This is a genomic window from Nostocoides sp. F2B08 (genome assembly GCF_009184895.1).
Classification (GTDB): Bacteria; Actinomycetota; Actinomycetes; order Actinomycetales; family Dermatophilaceae; genus F2B08.
On the sequence record NZ_WESE01000006.1, the window covers coordinates 109,699 to 127,340 of the forward strand.

Annotated in this window: 12 protein-coding genes; 8 read left to right on the forward strand and 4 right to left on the reverse strand. The window is 72.9% G+C overall.

Features of this window, described 5'->3' with window-relative positions; genetic code table 11:
• The first annotated feature begins 80 nt into the window (after window positions 1–80).
• From glgX to treZ, 3 genes are read left to right on the forward strand one after another with little or no spacing between them, the layout of a single operon-like run.
• On the forward strand, window positions 81–2,237 hold the full coding sequence (gene glgX / locus GA707_RS14270; protein WP_152179119.1) for a glycogen debranching protein GlgX: 2,157 nt from the start codon (window positions 81–83) through the stop codon (window positions 2,235–2,237).
• Complete coding sequence (treY, locus tag GA707_RS14275; RefSeq protein ID WP_226963809.1) at window positions 2,234–4,813, forward strand: malto-oligosyltrehalose synthase; 2,580 nt, start codon at window positions 2,234–2,236, stop codon at window positions 4,811–4,813. The genes glgX and treY overlap by 4 nt, the downstream gene beginning before the upstream one ends.
• On the forward strand, window positions 4,810–6,591 hold the full coding sequence (gene treZ / locus GA707_RS14280; protein ID WP_152179120.1) for a malto-oligosyltrehalose trehalohydrolase: 1,782 nt from the start codon (window positions 4,810–4,812) through the stop codon (window positions 6,589–6,591). The genes treY and treZ overlap by 4 nt, the downstream gene beginning before the upstream one ends.
• Here treZ and GA707_RS14285 read toward each other — a convergent pair.
• Both GA707_RS14285 and GA707_RS14290 read right to left on the reverse strand, forming a co-directional pair.
• Window positions 6,588–7,085: an SRPBCC domain-containing protein gene (locus GA707_RS14285; protein ID WP_152179121.1), complete on the reverse strand. Its 498-nt coding sequence runs from the start codon at window positions 7,083–7,085 to the stop codon at window positions 6,588–6,590. The two genes, treZ and GA707_RS14285, sit on opposite strands and share 4 nt — an antisense overlap.
• Window positions 7,082–7,483, reverse strand: a complete 402-nt coding sequence (locus GA707_RS14290) for a helix-turn-helix transcriptional regulator (protein WP_152179122.1) — start codon at window positions 7,481–7,483, stop codon at window positions 7,082–7,084. The genes GA707_RS14285 and GA707_RS14290 overlap by 4 nt, the downstream gene beginning before the upstream one ends.
• Before the next feature lie 77 nt (window positions 7,484–7,560).
• Between GA707_RS14290 and GA707_RS14295 the strand changes: the two genes are divergently transcribed.
• The 5 genes from GA707_RS14295 (at window position 7,561) to GA707_RS14315 (ending at window position 16,013) form a co-directional block, all read left to right on the forward strand.
• Complete coding sequence (locus tag GA707_RS14295) at window positions 7,561–10,719, forward strand: FtsX-like permease family protein (RefSeq protein WP_152179123.1); 3,159 nt, start codon at window positions 7,561–7,563, stop codon at window positions 10,717–10,719.
• Window positions 10,720–11,143: 424 nt separating this feature from the next.
• Window positions 11,144–11,578 (forward strand): hypothetical protein, encoded by a 435-nt coding sequence (locus GA707_RS14300; protein WP_152179124.1) that lies wholly within the window; start codon window positions 11,144–11,146, stop codon window positions 11,576–11,578.
• Entirely contained in the window at window positions 11,579–14,374 is a 2,796-nt protein-coding gene (locus GA707_RS14305; RefSeq protein WP_152179125.1) for a hypothetical protein, read from the forward strand. It begins immediately after the preceding gene.
• Window positions 14,371–15,324 (forward strand): ABC transporter ATP-binding protein, encoded by a 954-nt coding sequence (locus GA707_RS14310; protein ID WP_152179126.1) that lies wholly within the window; start codon window positions 14,371–14,373, stop codon window positions 15,322–15,324. The genes GA707_RS14305 and GA707_RS14310 overlap by 4 nt, the downstream gene beginning before the upstream one ends.
• Complete coding sequence (locus GA707_RS14315) at window positions 15,321–16,013, forward strand: ABC transporter ATP-binding protein (RefSeq protein WP_226963810.1); 693 nt, start codon at window positions 15,321–15,323, stop codon at window positions 16,011–16,013. Before GA707_RS14310 ends, GA707_RS14315 begins: the two co-directional genes overlap by 4 nt.
• On the opposite strand, the gene GA707_RS14320 is transcribed toward GA707_RS14315, so the two are convergent.
• Together GA707_RS14320 and GA707_RS14325 are read right to left on the reverse strand one after the other, a co-directional pair.
• Complete coding sequence (locus tag GA707_RS14320) at window positions 15,994–16,779, reverse strand: LLM class flavin-dependent oxidoreductase (RefSeq protein WP_152179128.1); 786 nt, start codon at window positions 16,777–16,779, stop codon at window positions 15,994–15,996. The genes GA707_RS14315 and GA707_RS14320 overlap by 20 nt on opposite strands.
• Window positions 16,776–17,594 (reverse strand): inositol monophosphatase, encoded by an 819-nt coding sequence (locus GA707_RS14325; protein WP_152179129.1) that lies wholly within the window; start codon window positions 17,592–17,594, stop codon window positions 16,776–16,778. Before GA707_RS14325 ends, GA707_RS14320 begins: the two co-directional genes overlap by 4 nt.
• Window positions 17,595–17,642: the final 48 nt, after the last annotated feature.

Genomic DNA, 17,642 nt, shown 5'->3' on the forward strand with positions numbered 1-17,642 from the left:
CAGCGCTTCGATAGATTAGGCGGCTGCTGTCGTCACTCTATCCAGGGGGCAGCGATCAAGAGCGCTGAGAGGACTCATCCGTGCAGGTCTGGCCGGGCAAGGCATATCCACTGGGCGCTACCTACGACGGCGCCGGGGTGAACTTCGCGCTGTTCTCCGAGGTCGCCACCGCCGTCGAGCTGTGCCTCATCGACGACGACCTCACCGAGACCAGGGTCGAGCTGCCCGAGGTCGACGGCTTCGTCTGGCACGCGTACCTGCCCGGCATCCAGCCCGGCCAGCGGTACGGCTACCGCGTCCACGGGCCCTACGAGCCACAGCACGGGCATCGGTGCAACCCGGCCAAGCTGCTCCTCGACCCCTACGCCAAGGCGATCGACGGCCAGGTGAGCAGCGACGAGTCGCTCTACAGCTACCACTTCGACGGGTCGGACGAGCTCAACACCCTCGATTCGCTCCCGCACACGATGTACTCGGTCGTCACCAACCCCTTCTTCGACTGGGGGCAGGACCGCCAGCCGCGGCACGAGTACCACGAGAGCGTCATCTACGAGGCACACGTCAAGGGCCTGACCCAGACCCACCCGGACGTGCCCGAGGAGATCCGCGGGACGTATGCGGGGGTCGCCCACCCCGCGACGATCGAGCACCTGAGCAGCCTGGGCATCACGGCCCTCGAGCTCATGCCGGTCCACCAGTTCGTCCAGGACACCACGCTCCAGGACAAGGGCCTGTCGAACTACTGGGGCTACAACACGATCGGCTTCCTCGCCCCCCACAACGCCTACGCCGCCTACGGCTCGCGCGGCGAGCAAGTGCTCGAGTTCAAGTCGATGGTCAAGGCGCTGCACGCCGCGGACATCGAGGTCATCCTCGACGTCGTCTACAACCACACCGCCGAGGGCAACCACCTCGGCCCCACCCTCGCCTTCAAGGGCATCGACAACGCGAGCTACTACCGCCTCGTCCCGGGTGCCGAGCACCACTACTACGACACGACCGGCACCGGCAACAGCCTCCTCATGCGGCACCCGCACGTCCTCCAGCTGATCATGGACTCGCTGCGCTACTGGGTGACCGAGATGCACGTCGACGGCTTCCGTTTCGACCTCGCCGCGACCCTGGCCCGACAGTTCCACGAGGTGGACCGGCTGTCGGCGTTCTTCGACCTCGTCCAGCAGGACCCGATCGTCTCCCAGGCCAAGCTCATCGCCGAGCCGTGGGACGTCGGCGACGGCGGCTACCAGGTCGGCAACTTCCCGCCGCTGTGGACCGAGTGGAACGGCAAGTACCGCGACACCGTCCGGGACTTCTGGCGGGGTGAGACGCACACCCTCGGTGAGTTTGCCTCGCGCATCACCGGCTCCTCGGACCTGTACGCGCACAGCGGGCGCAAGCCGATCGCCTCGATCAACTTCATCACCGCCCACGACGGGTTCACGCTGCGGGACCTCGTGTCCTACAACGAGAAGCACAACGAGGCCAACCTCGAGGACAACCGCGACGGCGAGTCGCACAACCGGTCGTGGAACTGCGGGATCGAGGGCCCGACGCAGGACCCCGAGGTCAAGGCCCTGCGGGCCCGCCAGCAGCGCAACCTCCTCACCACCTTGATCCTCAGCCAGGGCGTGCCCATGCTCGCCCACGGCGACGAGATGGGCCGCACGCAGCAGGGCAACAACAACGTGTACTGCCAGGACAACGAGCTGTCCTGGATGGACTGGGACCTCACCGAGGAGCAGGAGAGCCTGCTCGGCTTCACCCGCCGTCTCATCCAGATCCGCCGCAACCACGAGGTGTTCCAGCGGCGGCGCTTCTTCGCCGGCAGCGCCGACCACGGCGGCGAGTCGTCGATGGGCGACATCGCGTGGCTGACGCCGGACGGTGAGCACATGGCCGAGGAGGACTGGACCCAGGGCGACGCCCAGGCGGTCATGGTCTTCCTCAACGGTCAGGCGATTCCGGAGCCGGACACGCGGGGGGACCGGATCGTCGGTGACTCCTTCCTCATCCTCTTCAACGCCCACGGCGAGGACATGACGTTCACCCTCCCCGACGAGGGGTACGGCGACGGGTGGCTCGTCGAGATCGACACCGCCGCCGACGTCGTCGACCCGGGCGAATACGGCCCTGACACCCAGATCGACGTCGTGTCCCGCTCCCTCGTCGTCCTGCGCTGCCGCAAGGACGACCCCATGCCGGCTCCCGCCGGGGTGTCGGGGGTGGCTCGGGCGTGACGACCGCGGCGGCAGACGAGCACAGGACCGCACACGACCGGACGGTGCAGCGGCGGGCCAGGCTCGCCGCCGCACGGCACGCCCTGGCCGCCCGGCACCGGCCGGGACCGGGGCGCCCGGTGCCGGTCTCGACCTACCGCCTCCAGATCCACGCCGGCTTCACCTACGAGGACGCGGCCCGGCAGGTCCCCTACCTCGCGGCACTCGGCGTGAGTCATGCATACCTCTCTCCGATCCTGCAGCCGGCCCCCGGCTCGATGCACGGCTACGACGTGCTCGACCACACCCGGATCAACGCCGAGGCGGGCGGGCACGCCGGCTTCGACCGGCTCGTCGACGTCTGTCGTGAGCACGGTCTCGGGATCATCGTCGACGTCGTGCCCAACCACATGACGGTCCCGCGCCCGACCCACCTGAACTCCCCGCTGTGGTCGCTGCTGCGCGAGGGACGCGAGTCGCCGTTCGCGGCGTGGTTCGACGTCGACTGGGACGTCGAGGACGACCGGATCCTCATGCCGGTCCTCGGCGGCAGCGTCGAGGCCGCGATCGCCAAGGGCGACATCGTCCTGGCCTCCGACGGCGGACCGACCGGACGCGAGTGGGTCATCTGGCACTACGGCGACGAGTTCCCCGTGCGGCCCGGTACCGAGCACCTGCCCCTGCCGGAGCTGCTGGAGTCGCAGGCCTACCGGCTCTCGAGCTGGCGGGAGGCCGCCGAGGGCCTGAACTACCGCCGGTTCTTCGACGTCACGACCCTCGTCGCCGTGCGCGTCGAGGACCCCGTCGTGTTCGCCTCGACACATGCCCTCCTGCTGTCCCTGTACGGCCACGGCGCGATCGACGGTTTCCGCATCGACCATCCGGACGGGCTTGCGGACCCCGGTGGCTACCTCGAGGCGCTCGCGGCCGGAACCGGCGACGGCTGGGTGGTCGTCGAGAAGATCCTCGAGGGCGAGGAGGAGCTGCCCGCCGGCTGGCGCTGCGCCGGCACGACCGGGTACGACGCGCTGCTGCGGGTCCAGCAGGTGCTCACCGACGGCCGCGGCGCGGACGAGCTGGACCGGCTCTGGGAGCAGCGGTCCCACGACACCCCCCACGGCATCCCGCTCGAGCAGACGATCGTCGCTTCCAAGCGGCTCGTCGTCGACGACGTCCAGGCCGCCGAGGTCGACCGGCTGATGCGCCTCGTCGCGCGCATCGTGCCGGACGGGGACCAGGACGCGCTGCGCCGCGCGCTCGAGGCGATGCTCGTCTCGATGGACCGCTACCGGGCCTACGTCATCCCGGGCAAGGCCGGTGACGGCGTCGCGGTCTCCGTGCTCGAAGGGGTGCGGGACCGGGCCCGGGACCTTCTCGACGAGGCCGACCACGAGGCCCTCGAGGTCATGGGCACGCTCGTCGCCGGCGGCTGGCTCGCGCACGTGCCGGCCGGCAGCCAGGAGGTCTGGGACGAGTTCCGGGTGCGCTTCCAGCAGACCTGCGGACCCGTCATGGCCAAGGGGATCGAGGACACCGCCTTCTACCGCTGGCTGCGCCTCGCCGGCGCCAACGAGGTCGGCGGGCACCCGCAGCACCTCGCGATCGAGGTCGACGCGTTCCACGAGTATGCGCGGGGCCGGCTCGAGCACTGGCCGCTGACGATGACGACGCTCACCACGCACGACACGAAGCGCTCCGAGGACGTGCGCGCCCGCCTCATGGTGCTCGCGGCCGACCCCGCGGGTTGGGCCGGGTGGCTCGTCGAGGCCGAGCGGCTCGCGGAACCGCACCGCACCGAGCGGCTCGACCGCCCGACCGAATACCTCATCTGGCAGACCCTGGTCGGCACGTGGCCGATCACCGCCGCTCGGCTCGAGGAGTACCTCCTCAAGGCCGTGCGCGAGGCCAAGGCCCACACCGCGTGGATCGACGGCGACGCCGAGTACGAGGAGACGGTCACCGCCTTCGCGCTCGCCGTCCTGCGCGACCCGGCGATCCGCGCGCACCTCGACGAGTGGGTCCTCGCCCACGCCGAGACGATCCGCGCCGGTATCCTCGGCCAGCGGCTCGTCCAGCTGACGATGCCGGGGGTCCCCGACGTCTACCAGGGCTGCGAGATCGTCAACCTCGCCCTCGTCGACCCCGACAACCGACGCCCCGTGAACTACGAGGACCGCGCTACGCGACTCGCGCGCCTCGACGAGGGAGAACCGCCGGTCGACCTCGACGACGAGAAGCTCCTCGTGGTCTCGCGCTCCCTGCGGCTGCGCCGGGACCACCCCGAGTGGTTCACCGGCGAGGAGGCCACGTATGCGCCGCTCACCGCACCCGACGGGATCCTCGCCTTCACCCGCGGTGACGCGGCCGGGCCTGCGGTCGTCGTCGTCGCGCGTCGCGCGCAGGCGCAGCCGAGCGCAGGAGCCGAGCAGCGCATACCGGTGCCGGAAGGGGAGTGGACCGACCTGCTGGCCGACCGCTCGCTCACCGTGGGCGGGGACGGTGCCCGGGTGGGCGATGTGCTCGCCGGGAGGCCGGTCGCACTGCTCGTGCGGGCGGAGGGAAGCGACCGACCGACGACAGGGGAGGACCACTCGTGATCAGCGTCTGGGCACCGAACGCCGAGACCGTCGAGATCGATGCGATCGCCGACGGCGAGCCGCTGCGGGAGACGATGCGCAAGGGCCGCGGGGGGTGGTGGCGCTGGGACGGTGATCCCGGCGAGCACGACGTGTTCGACTACGGCTTCGTCCTCGACCGTGGCACGGTCCTGCCCGACCCGCGCAGCGCGTGGCAGCCCTACGGCGTGCACCGCCGCAGCCGGTGGTGGAGCGGAGCGCCGCTGCGCAGGAGGGACCGCGAGTGGCGTGGGCCGCGCGGGGGTGCGGGGACGCTCGGCGGAGTCGTCTACGAGATGCACGTCGGCACCTTCACGCCGCAGGGGACCCTCGACAGCGCGGTCGAGCGGCTCGACCACCTCGTCGACCTCGGCGTCGACGTCGTCCAGGTCATGCCGCTCGCGGCGTTCCCCGGCCGGCGCGGCTGGGGGTATGACGGCGTCGGGTTCTACAGCGTCCACGACGCCTACGGCGGGCCCGACGCGTTCATCCGCTTCGTCGACGCCTGTCACGCCCGCGGTCTCGGGGTCTGCCTCGACGTCGTCTACAACCACCTCGGCCCGGTCGGCAACTACCTCGGACTCTTCGGCCCGTACTTCACCGACACCCACGACACTCCGTGGGGCTGGGCGGTCAACCTCGACGCCGAGCACAGCGACGTCGTGCGCGGGTTCATCGTCGACGCGGCGACCCGGTGGTTCGAGCTGTTCGGCGTCGACGCCCTGCGGCTCGACGCGGTGCACGAGCTCAAGGACGACACCCCCGAGCGGGACGGTGGCCCGCATCTGCTCGCCGAGCTGTCGGAGGCGACCGCGGCGCTCGCCGAACGGGTGGAACGTCCGCTCGACCTCATCGCCGAGAGCGACCTCAACGACGCCACCATGATCACGCCGGTCGCCGACGGTGGGCTCGGCATGAGCGCGCAGTGGGCCGACGACGTCCACCACGCCCTGCACGTCGCGCTCACCGGCGAGACCCAGGGGTACTACGGCGACTTCGCCGACCCCGAGGCGCTGACCAAGACGCTGACCCGTGCGTTCTTCCACGACGGGTCGTTCAGCACCTTCCGCGGCGAGGAGTGGGGCGCGCCGGTCGACCCCGCCACTGTCAGCGGTCACCGGTTCGTCGCCTACCTGCAGACCCACGACCAGGTCGGCAACCGGGCCACCGGCGACCGGATCGGGGCCTCGGTCACGCCGGGGCAGCAGGCCGCGGGAGCCGCCCTGTACCTGCTGTCGGCCTTCACCCCCATGGTGTTCATGGGCGAGGAGTGGGCCGCCTCGACGCCGTGGCAGTACTTCACCGACTTCCGCGACCCCGAGATGGGGCGGGCGGTGAGCGAGGGGCGGCGCGCGGAGTTCGCCGAGCACGGCTGGGTCGACGGTGGGGTGCCCGACCCCCAGGACGAGTCGACCCGGGACGCCTCGGTGCTGCGTTGGGACGAGGTCGGCGTCGGCGACCACCGCGCCATGCTGCTCTGGTACCGCCGGCTCATCGAGCTGCGGCGCTCCGAGCCCGATCTCGCCGACCCGGATCTGCGGGCCGTCGCGGTCGAGCGCGACGCCGATGCCGGCTGGGTCGTCGTGCGACGTGGCGCCTTCCGGGTCGTCGCCAACCTCGGGTCCGAGGAGGTGCGGGCCCCGCTCGAGGGGACCGTGGGGGAGGTGACCGCCTCCTTCGGCGAGGTCCCGAACCCGAGGCGAGGAGCGCATACCGTGCGGGTCGGCGGGCACAGCGTGGCGGTGGTTCGGACCGCCTAGGTCGCGCCGAACGCGGCGGCGTACTCCCCGCCGAGGCCTTCGTAGTCCGACCAGCGCACCTGGCTGACCGTGCCGGTCCGGACGCTGTCCACGAGTCGGTCGAGGTAGTACTCCCAGCCCGGGCCCACGTCGGTAACCGGCTGGGCGCCGGTGAGCACCTGCGCGAAGGTGAGCACGGTCCGGCCGTCCTCCTCGTGCAGCCGGAGGTCCAGGGTCCACACCTGGCCCGGGTCGTCGTGGACGTTGTGCACGCGCAGGTGGTGCGGCGGGTGGCACTCGTCGATGGCGTAGGGCTCGACAGGCATCTCGTCCTCGAAGGCCCACGTGACCTCGACCAGACCCGTGGCCGGGTCGCCGGTCCAGGTGCAGAACCAGCGCCCGAGACGCTCGGACTCGGTGACCGCCGCCCACACGTCCTCGACGGGTGCGGCGAAGGTGCGGGTGAGCACGAGGTGCTCCTGGCCTCCGCGCAGCTCTCGTGTTCCGGTGATCATGCGCTCTCTCCTGACTGTGCGGGGGATGGTTCGGATGCGGTATGCGGTGGTCCGGTCCCCGTCGAACCTGCCCGTTCGCGGACGGTGCGGCGCACCTCGAGCTCGAGGGCGTCCAGTGCGTGCTCGGCGACCGGCGGTGGGGGTGCCGACCGCAGGGCGGACGTCCAGCGGTCCACCTGCTCGAGGGGCTCGGTGACGAGCTCGAAGTGGCGCTCGCGGCCCCGGTCGGTCGCGCGGACGAGACCGGCCGCGGTGAGGACGCGGAGGTGACGGCTGACGGCCGGCCGTGAGATCCCGCGGCCCCGGGACAGGTCGACGACCCGCGTTGCGCCGTCCCGGGCGAGGTCCTCCAGCAGACTGCGCCGCACCGGGTCGGCGATGGCGGTGAACACGTCCACGGAAATAGGTAACCAATCAGTTACCAATCTGTCAACACGTCGGCCCGCTGTCGTGAGGACGGCCTAGGCTGACGGGCGTGTCGCTCGCCATCGTGACGGTGCGCCGGATCCGGCCGCACCTGGCCACCTGGCTGGCCGTGCTCGTCTCGATCCTCGTGACCGCGACAGCGGTCGGCGCGCTCGTGCTGCTCAGCGCCCAGATCGGGGCCGCCAGCACTCGCGGTCTGATCGCGGCGGCCGACCCCGCAGCGCGGTCGGTCGCGGTCACCACCTCGGTGCCCGCCGGGGACCGCGCCGAGGCCGATGCGGCGGTGTCGGAGCTGCTGGGGCCGGTGAGCGAGGGCGCCGAGGTCACGACCGTCGCGACGGCCACCACGCGGGGCATCGTCGGCCAGCCCGAGAACGCTCGGGCGCTGCTCGCCGAGGTCGGCGACGTGGACGTGAAGGCCGACCTCGTCGCGGGGGCGTGGCCGACCCGCGGCGGCGCGCCGGCGGGCGGTGATTCGCTCGAGGTGGCCGTCCACGAGGCGGCAGCGGACGCGCTCGGCCTCGAGGTCGGGTCGCGGATCGGGTTGGTCGACCTGCTCGACCGAGACGCGGCCAACCGTGAGGCGCAGGTCGTCGGCACGTTCCTTCCCCATGATCCCGCGGACGCCGTCTGGACGGCCCTGCCCATCGCCGCGACGGGGACGACGAGCACCGAGTTCGAGACCTATGGACCCTTTCTGCTCGCGGACGGCGCCCTCGACGCCGGCGAGAGCGGCTCGACGACCGTGACCTGGCGGGTCTCACCGGAGATCCCGGGGACGAGCGCCGACGCCGTCGCCGCCCTGGCCGACCGGGTCCGGGAGACGCTCGAGGCGGGCCGGGCGGCGGCCTCACTGGACGACCCAAGCGCGGTGCCCGTCCTGCGCGGAGCCCAGACATCCTCGGACCTGCCCACCATCCTCGACGAGGCCGCAGAGCTCTCCACCCGGGCGCAGGCGGCTCTGCTCACGCCGGTGTTCCTCCTGCTTCTTCTCGGCGGGACCGCCCTCGCGGTCAGCGTCTCCCTCCTCGCTCTCCTGCGGGAGGGGGAGACCCGGCTGCTGCGCACCCGGGGCGCCGGCACGCTGCAGATCGCCCGGATCGCGCTCGGCGAGGGCTTGCTGCTCGTCGCGGTCGCCATCGTCGCCGGGGCCCTCCTCGCGCCTCTGGTCGCGTCGTTCGCCGCTGCCCGGGCCGGACTCGGGTCCGCGGTCACGGCAACGGTGGGCGCGGGGTTCACGGACGCACTACGGGACCCCACGTTCCTCGCGACGTCGGCCGCGGTCGGTGTGCTCGCGGTGGTCACCGTCGTCGTCACGACCGTGGTGCGCTCGCGAGACCTGCCTCGAGGGACGGCGCGGCCCGGGCTGGTCCGGGTGCTCGCGGGCGCGGGGGTCGACCTCGTCCTCGTCGCCCTCGGGGTGCTGGCTCTGCTCCAGCTGCGGCGCTACCTCGAGGATCCGACCCCCACCCTCGACCCGCTCACGGCGGCCGCGCCGGGACTCCTCGTGGCGGCGGCCGCTGTCGCGGTGCTGCGGGTGCTGCCGCTGCTGGCCCGAGGTGTCGGTCGCCTCACGGACGAACGCTCCCTTCCGGTCGCCTGGGGTGGCTGGCAGGTGGCGCGCCGACTCGGCACCCAGGCCGGTGCGCTCCTCCTCATCCTGCTCGCCGTCCCCATCGGCGTCCTCGCGGTGTCGCAGCAGTCGACGACAACCGTCGCGATCGCCGACCAGAGCGACTTCGCGGCCGGCGCACCACTGAGGGTGGTTCCGCGTCCGGACGCCGTGCGCGACCCTGCAATCCTCACCCGGTATGCGGAAGTAGCCGGTGGCCCGGATCGCGTCCTGCCCGTCGCGCGAGAGACGATGACGCTCGGCTCGCTCGATCGGGTCACCGTCCTGGCCCTCGACAGCACGACCGCGGGAACCGTCGCGCGTCCACGCGACGACCTCGTCTTCGGTGGGACCTGGACCGGCCTCATGGACGGCCTCGCCGAGGCGCGTCCGGCGTCGGTGGCGGGTATCCGGCTGCCGGACGACGTGACGGAGCTCGAGATCGCCGCGGACCTCGAGATGCGCGACGCCGATGTCGTCTTCCCTCCCGGCGAGGCGCCGGCCGAGGCAGGCGACCTCGTCGTCGTGCTCACCGACGGCACGGGTCGCACGTGGCCCGTGACCGCGGGCGACATCGCGAGCGGGCGGCCGGCGACGGTGTCGCTCGACGCGGGGCTCCCACGACCCGTGACGATCACCGCCCTGCAGGTCATCACCAGCCTGGCCTGGTACGCCGACGAGCAGGGGCCCCTCCTGCGGGTCACGCTCGAGTCGGTGGCCGCGGACGGTCGCCCGGTGTCCCTCGGGGGGCTCGAGGACCCGGTCGTTCAGGAGGGGCAGGTGGTGCTGACGGCGACCCGCGACGAGACGGACCCTCCGCCCGTCGTCCTCACCGAGGCGGTCGCGGCCGACCTCGAGGTGGGGGTCGGGGACCTGATGACCCTGCCGGTCCGCGGTCAGAGTCTCGACGTCGAGGTGACGGGCGTCGTGCGGGCCCTGCCCACGGCCGTCGTCCCCGAACGCGGAGTGGTCGCCGACTTCGCCACGCTCGACGCGGCGGCGCTCGCGGCCGCCGACGGTGACGTCATCGTCGGGACGGCGCCGCGGGAGGTGTGGCTGGACCCGGTCGATGTCGACGCCGCCGAGAGCGCCCTGGCCGACGACCCTGCTGCGGCCGCGACGATCGTCTCGGTCGAGCGGCTCGAGGCGGATCGGCTGAGCAGCCCCGTCCACGCGGGGATGCGCGCGGCGCTCCAGCTCGTCGGGGTCGCGGCCACGGCCCTGGCCGCGCTCGGCTTCGCCGCCACGACCGCGGCCGTCGGTCGCACGCGCCGCCAGGAGAGCGCCGTCCTCCACGCGCTCGGGCTGGCGCCGACACGGATCCGGTTCACCGTGCTCGTCGAGCGCTGGGTCGTCATCGCACTCGCGGTCGCCGCCGGCCTCGCGGTGGGAGTGCTCATCACGTATGCGGTGGTCCCCCTCCTCGTCGGAGGCGACGGTCACCCGCTGGTGCCGTCGGTGCGCGCCGTCGTCCCGTGGCCCGCGGTCGTGCTCGTCGCCCTCGCGACGACCGGCGCGCTCGTCCTGGCGACCCTCGTCGCCGCGCGCCGGCTGACGACCGACCTCGCCGCTGGTCTGCGCGACAGCGCCGTGTAGTCCATCACGCCACGCCGCCGCCGGGTGTCGGCGCAGGGGTATGCCGTCCGCGTGGTATCCGGCGCTGTTGGCATGCTGGTGGTTCGTCGTGGGCGTAGGGGTATGCCGTCCGCGTGGTATTCGGCGCTGTTGGCATGCTGGTGGTTCGTCGTGGGCGGAGGGGTATGCCGTCCGCGTGGTATCCGGCGCTGTTGGCATGCTGGTGGTTCGTCGTGGGCGTAGAGGTATGCCGTCCGCGCGATATCCGGCGCTGTTGGCATGCTGGTGGTTCGTCGTGGGCGTAGAGGTATGCCGTCCGCGCGATATCCGGCGCTGTTGGCATGCTGCCGACTCTCGATGGGCATACCGCGACGGCGCCAGCGGCGGATCGCGCTCTGCGTGGGGCCCCTGTGCAGGTCAGGGGGCCACCGCATACGGTTGGCCCATGCACGAGCAGAGCACACCCGACGAGGAGCACCAGGACCCGCCGGGCGTCGACGACGCGACCATCGAGGCGGTGGGCCGTCTCACCGAGGCTCTCGAGACGGTCGAACGCGCCCGCGGTCACCTGTACTCCTTCCACCAGCTCAGCGGCGAGGCCGACTTCAAGATCGGTGACGCCGTCGACCAGCTGCGCGCCGCCGGACACACCGAGCTCGCCGACTCGCTGAGCAGGCGCATCGTCGGTCGCAACGTGCTGCCCGGCCGGTGGACCTTCCAGGTCGTCGAGGAGTACGACGACGGCTACTGGCAGCCGCTGCGCGACGCCGAGCGGGAGGTGCGCGACGAGCTCGTCGAGGGGCGGCGGCACCTGGCCGAGTCCCAGCTCAAGGAGGAGCGCCGCACCCACGGGCACCCGGGACACGCGCGCAGGCCCTGAGTGATCGGCCTCTGGCTCGCCGAGGTCCGCTCGGCCGGCACCCGACGTGCGCTGCGCATGGCCATCGCGGTTCTCGCGGGCCTGGCCACCGCATACCTCGTCGCCGTGCCGCGCGCGGCGGAGGCGGCCTTCGACGAGGCGCTCGGCGACCGGGTCGCCACCGCGGAGGACGGCCTGCGGGACGTGACCCTGCGGCTCAAGGTGGACCCGGCCTTCGGCGCGTTCGGCGTGCTGCCCGACACGGTGCCGCTCCAGTCTCCGGCGCCTCCGTTCGAGCGGGTCGACGAGGTGGCCCGGGAACGGTTCGGTCCGGCCTTCCTCGAGCTTCTCGACAGCTACAGCTATGCCGCTCAGACCGACCCGTTCGTTCTCGCCCGCCGCGAGGAGCCGCTGGCGGTCGAGCCGCCGCAGGCCGTCGTGCGGATCCAGAACGGGCTGGGCGAGCACGTCGAGTGGGTCGAGGGGCAGGCACCCGGCGCGCCGACCGAGATCGTCGAGGTGCCCATCCCGACCGCGCCCGGCCAGGAGCCGCTCCAGCGTCGGCTCGACGTCGTGCCCGTCGCGCTCGCGGAGGAGACCGCCCGGCTGTGGGGGATGGGCGTCGGGGACCGGCTCGACCTGACTGCGGCCAACTTCGAGCGCGGAGCGGACGAGGACGGCGTGGTCGAGGTCGTCGGAGTGTTCCGGCCGCTGGACGCCGAGGACCCGTTCTGGAGCGCCGACGGACGGATGCTCGGGACGGCGGCCGTACCGTCCTTCGACGGCGGAGTGATCAGCCAAGGTGCACTCCTCGCCGGAGAGGAGGCGTATGCGCCGCTCAGCCGATCCTTCCAGCCGATGCCGGAGCGGATGGAGACGCAGGAGACGACGCCGGCCTTCGAGCACACGTGGCGCTACCGGGTCACCGAGGACGGGCTGAGCGCAGCCGACGCGGCCACGCTCCGTGAGGGTGTCGCCCGGCTGCGCAGCGCTCCGGGCGGTTGGGCCGGGGACGCGCCGACGGTGGCCACCGGGCTGCCGTCGGTGCTCGATGGGTGGGCGCGTGACGTGAGCGTCACCTCGGTGCTCGCGCTGTTCGCCGCCGCCGGCGTGGCGGCGCTGGCCGCGAGCACCCTCATGGCCGCGGTCGCCGCTCTGCTCGGCACCCGTTCCGAAGAGCTGCGCCTGCTCGCGGCACGAGGGATGGGTCGTGGCCAGCTCGCCCGGCTGCTCGTCGGCGACGTCGCGGTGTGGGTCGCGCCGGCCGCGGCCCTCGGGGCGCTCGTCGTGCTCGCGAGCGGGTCGGGCCCGGTCCCCGCCGCCAGCTGGTTGCTCGTCCTCGGTGTCGTCCTCGCGCCCGTGCTGGCGGCGCTGCACCCGGTCCGGCGACTCGAGGCGGGCGGGGGTGAGGGCGCCCACCGACTGCGGCGCACGCGACGACTCGTGCTCGAGGTCGCCGTCGTGACGGCCGCCGTCCTGCTCGTGGTCCAGCTCCGCCGCAGGGGTGGCACGATCGCCGCCGGGACCCAGGACTGGGTCGCCGCCCTGGTGCCGGCCGTCGTCGGGGTCGCGGTCGCGCTCGTCGTCATCCGGCTGCTGCCGATACTCGCCCGGCTCGTCGCCCGCGGCGCCCACCGGGCGCGGGGTGCGACCCCGCTGCTCGGCGCCGCCGGACTCCGGTCGACCGCGTCGGCCGCGGCCCTGCCGATCGTCGCGCTCGTCGTCGGAGGGTCCCTCGTCGCCCTGCTCGCGACCGTGGGATCGGCCCTGGTCGGGCAGCGGGACCTCGCGGCCTACCAGTACGTCGGGGGCGAGGCGCGCATCGACGCGCTGCGGATCGATCCTGCCGACGTCGAGACCGTGGAACGCTCCCCGGGCGTCGGCGCGGTGACCGCTGCGCACGTGTCACCCCGCACGACCCTGGCCGGATCCGCCACGACGGCCGAGGTCGAGCTCGTCGCCGCTGACGTCGCCGCACTCGTGGCGACCCGCGAGGACACCCCCGTGCGGCTCGGGGCCGCCGCCTCGGCGGGAGAGCAGCGCGCCACCGGTGACACGGGTGACGAGGACCCGCTTCCCGTTGTGCTCAGTCGGCCGGTCCTCGCGGACCGGACGGTCGAGATCCGCCTGGCCGGCCGGAGCATCCCGGCGGTCGTCGTCGCCGTCGACCCGGCGCTCACCCGGGTCGTCGACGGCCGCGAGGTCGAGGTCGCCCTCGTCGACCTCGCCTCCTTGGACGAGCGGGTCCGGGTGCAACCGACCACCGTCTTCGTGTCGGCGGCCGACGGCTTCGATGACCCGTTGGCTCAGGTGCCGGAGCTGCCGCTCGAGACCGGGCGCGCCTCGCACGACGTGGTCGTCGCGCAGACTGCGGACCGGGCCACGTCGCGGCTGGTGCGGCAGGCGTTCGTCGGGTCGGCCGTCGTCGGTGGGGTGCTCGTCGTCGCCGCGGTGGCGCTGCTCGTGCTCGCCACCCGGTCGTCCCGTCAGGTGCTCGGGCACCGCTCCGCCATCCTCGGCATGTCCGGTCCCGGGCGACGCCGCAGCGAGCTGCTCGGGCTCCTCCCGGCCGTCCTCGTGGTCGCCCTCGTCGGTGCCGTCGTCGGCAGTGCGCTTCCCGACCTCGTCGGTCCGGCCATCGACCTGTCCACGCTGACCGGAGCCATGGCCGGCCGGAGCGTCGACGCGAGCCCATTGCTCGCCGTCCTGACCGGCGTGGTCATGGTGTTGCTCACCCTCGTGGCACTCGCGACGGACCGTCGGGTGCGGGACCGCAGACCCTTGACCGCCACCCTCCGCGAAGGAGACCACTCGTGACCGCACCAGCACGATCGGCGGCGCCCGCCCCGCGCCCTCCGGCCGAGCCGCTCGTCCGCTGCGAGGGGCTCGTCCGGATCTTCAAGCGCGAGGGCGTCGAGGTCGTCGCGCTCCAGGGCCTGGACCTGACCGTCGCCCGGGGCGAGGTCGTCGCCATCGTCGGCGCTTCCGGCTCGGGCAAGTCGACCCTGCTCTCGATCCTGTCCGCCCTCGACGCCCCGAGTGCCGGGACGGTCCGCGTCGCCGGGTCCGACCTGATGACCATGGGCCGGGCCGACCGGGTCCGCTACCGGCGGCATACGGTCGGCTTCCTGTATCAGCAGGCCAGCCACAACCTCCTGCCCTACCTGACGGCTCGGGAGAACGTCGAGCTGCCGATGAGGCTCGCCGGGTCGTCGGCTTCGGAGCGCTCTGCCCGCAGCGCTGAGCTCCTCGAGGTCGTGGGCGTGCCGGAGGTGGGGGACAGGCGCGTCGAGCAGCTCTCCGGTGGCCAGCAGCAACGGGTCGCCCTCGCGGTGGCGCTCGCCAACGGCCCGGAGCTGCTGCTCGCCGACGAGCCCACCGGCGAGCTCGACACCCGTAGCGGTGACGAGGTGTTCGCCGCCATACGGGCGGCCAACGAACGGCTCGGCACGACCGTACTGATCGTCACGCACGACCCGCACGTGAGCGGACAGGTCCAGCGCACCGTCGGCATCCGCGACGGTCGCACCTCCTCGGAGGTCCGCCGGCGCACGGCCGTCGACGAGCACGGCGCCGAGGAGGTCATCGCCGAGGAGTATGCGGTGCTCGACCGGGCCGGGCGCCTCCAGCTCCCCGCGGAGTTCACCAGCGCATTGCATCTGCGCGACCTCGTCCGGCTCGACCTCGAGTCCGACCACATCGGGGTGTGGCCGGCGCAGGCGGGCGAGGAGCCCCGGCCCGAGGACGAGGGGAGGGACCCGCAGTGACGAGCGACGCATACCTCGTCGTGCGCGGGGTGAGCCGCACCTACGGCGCCGGAGAGACCGCCGTGCACGCCCTCCGCGACGTCTCCTTCGAGGTGGCGCGCGGTGAGCTGCTCGCCGTGCGAGGGCGGTCCGGATCGGGCAAGACGACCCTGCTCGGGGTGCTCGGCGGGCTCGACCGGCCGACCTCCGGCTCGATCGTCCTCGACGGGCGGGAGGTCACGACGCTTTCGGCGGAGGAGCTGCTCGCGCTGCGGCGCGACGAGATCGCCTACGTCTTCCAGAGCTTCGGGTTGATCTCCATCCTCACCGCCGCCGAGAACGTCTCGGTGCCGCTGCGGCTGCGGGAGACTCCGGTGTCCGAGCGGGAAGAGCGGGTCGCCGAGGCCCTCGAGCACGTCGGCCTGACCGGGCACAGCCGGCAGCGCCCGGACGAGCTCTCCGGCGGCCAGCAGCAACGGGTGGCGCTGGCCCGGGCGCTGGTCGCACGGCCCAGCCTGCTGCTCGCCGACGAGCCGACCGGACAGCTGGACAGCGAGACCGGACGGGGGATCATGGAGCTCATCTCGCGGCTCGTGCACGAGGAGGGTATGACGGCGGTCGTCACCACGCACGACCCGGCGCTGCTGGCGCTGGCCGACCGCGTGCTCGAGCTCGTGGACGGACGCCTCGTCAGCGCGAACCCGCGCTGATCGCCTCGCTCAGGTGGCGCTCCCAGCCATTCACGGCGGGCCAGGTGGAGCGGACCAGCCAGGTGGCCCCGGCGTCGGCGTACTCCTGCGCCGGGACGCCCTCGCCCCAGTGCACGACCACGTCCCAGCCGTCGCGGCCGGGCCGGCCGTCGGAGGCGAGGTAGGCCGACAGCTCCTCCGGCGTGCAGTCCGCCGTCGCGCCGATGGGGACGACGCCGTCCCAGCGCCGGGCCCGGGCGAGCGGACGACGGTTGGGGACGACCCCGGCGACCCAGATCGGGGGTCGCGGGCGCTGCACCGGCCGGGGCCGGAAGTCCGCCTCGACGTCGTAGTGTCTGCCGTGGTGGGAGACCGGGCCGCGCAGGAGCGCGTCGATCACGTCGAGGGACTCGTCGAGCATCGACGCACGGGCCCGGGGGTCGGCCTCCTCGCCGAGGTCGGCGAAGTCCAGGTCGGGCGGCTCGCCGAGGCCGACGGCGAGGACCGCCCGTCCGCCGCTCAGGTGGTCGAGGGTGACGAGCTGCTTGGCGACGCTGTGCGGGCGGCGTCGCGAGAGCGGCGTGACCATCGTTCCGAGCAGCACCCGCTCGGTGCGGGTGGCCATGGCGCCGAGGACCACCCATGGGTCGAGCGGCGCGACCCGGCCGTCCCACTGCACGTGGTCCCAGACGAACACGCCGTCCCAGCCGGCCTCTTCGGCTCGCTGCACCCAGTCGAGGACGGTCTCCGTGTCGGTGAACGGAGGGACGCTGATGCCGAACCTCATGGGACCAGCCCGCTGTCGAGGACGAGGGCGCTGACGGCTTCGTAGGTCGTCGGGTCGGCGGCCGCGACGATGCCCGGGCGCAGCGACCGGGGGTCGTAGTCGGCGCCGTCCGGGTACCCGACCCGTCCGCCCGCTTCCGCCACGATGAGCGATCCGGGAGCGTGGTCCCAGGGGAAGGACTTCTTGTAGACGAGGAAATCCGTGCGGCCCTCGACGAGTCGGGGGTAGTCGACGCCGCAGCAGAACCAGGAGGGTCGCACGCGACCTCCCAGGTGTCGGCGCAGCGACTTCATGCTGGATGCGCCGGAGGCCTGGGTCCCGGACGGCACGGGTCGGCGATGGTGCCGTTCACCGTTGCGCAGCGTGCCCGCGCCGCGCTCGGCCGTCCAGGCCACGCCGTGCTCCGGCTGCCAGATCCAGGCCCGGGAGGTGCGCCCGCCCACGATCTCGGCGACCATGACCGCATGGTCGGCCGAGCCGTGGACGAAGTTGCGGGTGCCGTCGACCGGGTCGACGGTGAAGGCATGCTCGGCGGCGGCGTAGTCCGCGAGGATCGAGTGGTCGGCCTCGTAGGCCTCCTCGCCGAGCACGACCGCCTCGGGGTATGCGGTGCGCAGCGCGTCCGTGATCGCCACCTCCGCCTCGTGGTCGGCGATGGTGACGAGGCTGCCCGGCGCCTTCTCGGACACGTGGTGCTCGGCGAGCGCCCGGAACCGTGGCGTGATGATCTCCGCCGCGACGTCCTGCAGGAGGGTGAGCACCTGCTCGGACGACAGTCCATCGTTCGACAGCCCATCCCTCGACAGTCCGCTCATGGTCTCCACCCTATGGGTCGCCGTGTGGACTCCGTCGCGGGTCGGAGT

Excerpts from the sequence above, each read along its gene's own strand:
- GA707_RS14285 (WP_152179121.1), bottom strand. The coding sequence starts at position 7,085 with ATGATCACCGGAACACGAGAGCTGCGCGGAGGCCAGGAGCACCTCGTG.
- GA707_RS14300 (WP_152179124.1), top strand. The coding sequence starts at position 11,144 with ATGCACGAGCAGAGCACACCCGACGAGGAGCACCAGGACCCGCCGGGC.
- GA707_RS14320 (WP_152179128.1), bottom strand. The coding sequence starts at position 16,779 with ATGAGGTTCGGCATCAGCGTCCCTCCGTTCACCGACACGGAGACCGTC.
- GA707_RS14325 (WP_152179129.1), bottom strand. The coding sequence starts at position 17,594 with ATGAGCGGACTGTCGAGGGATGGGCTGTCGAACGATGGACTGTCGTCC.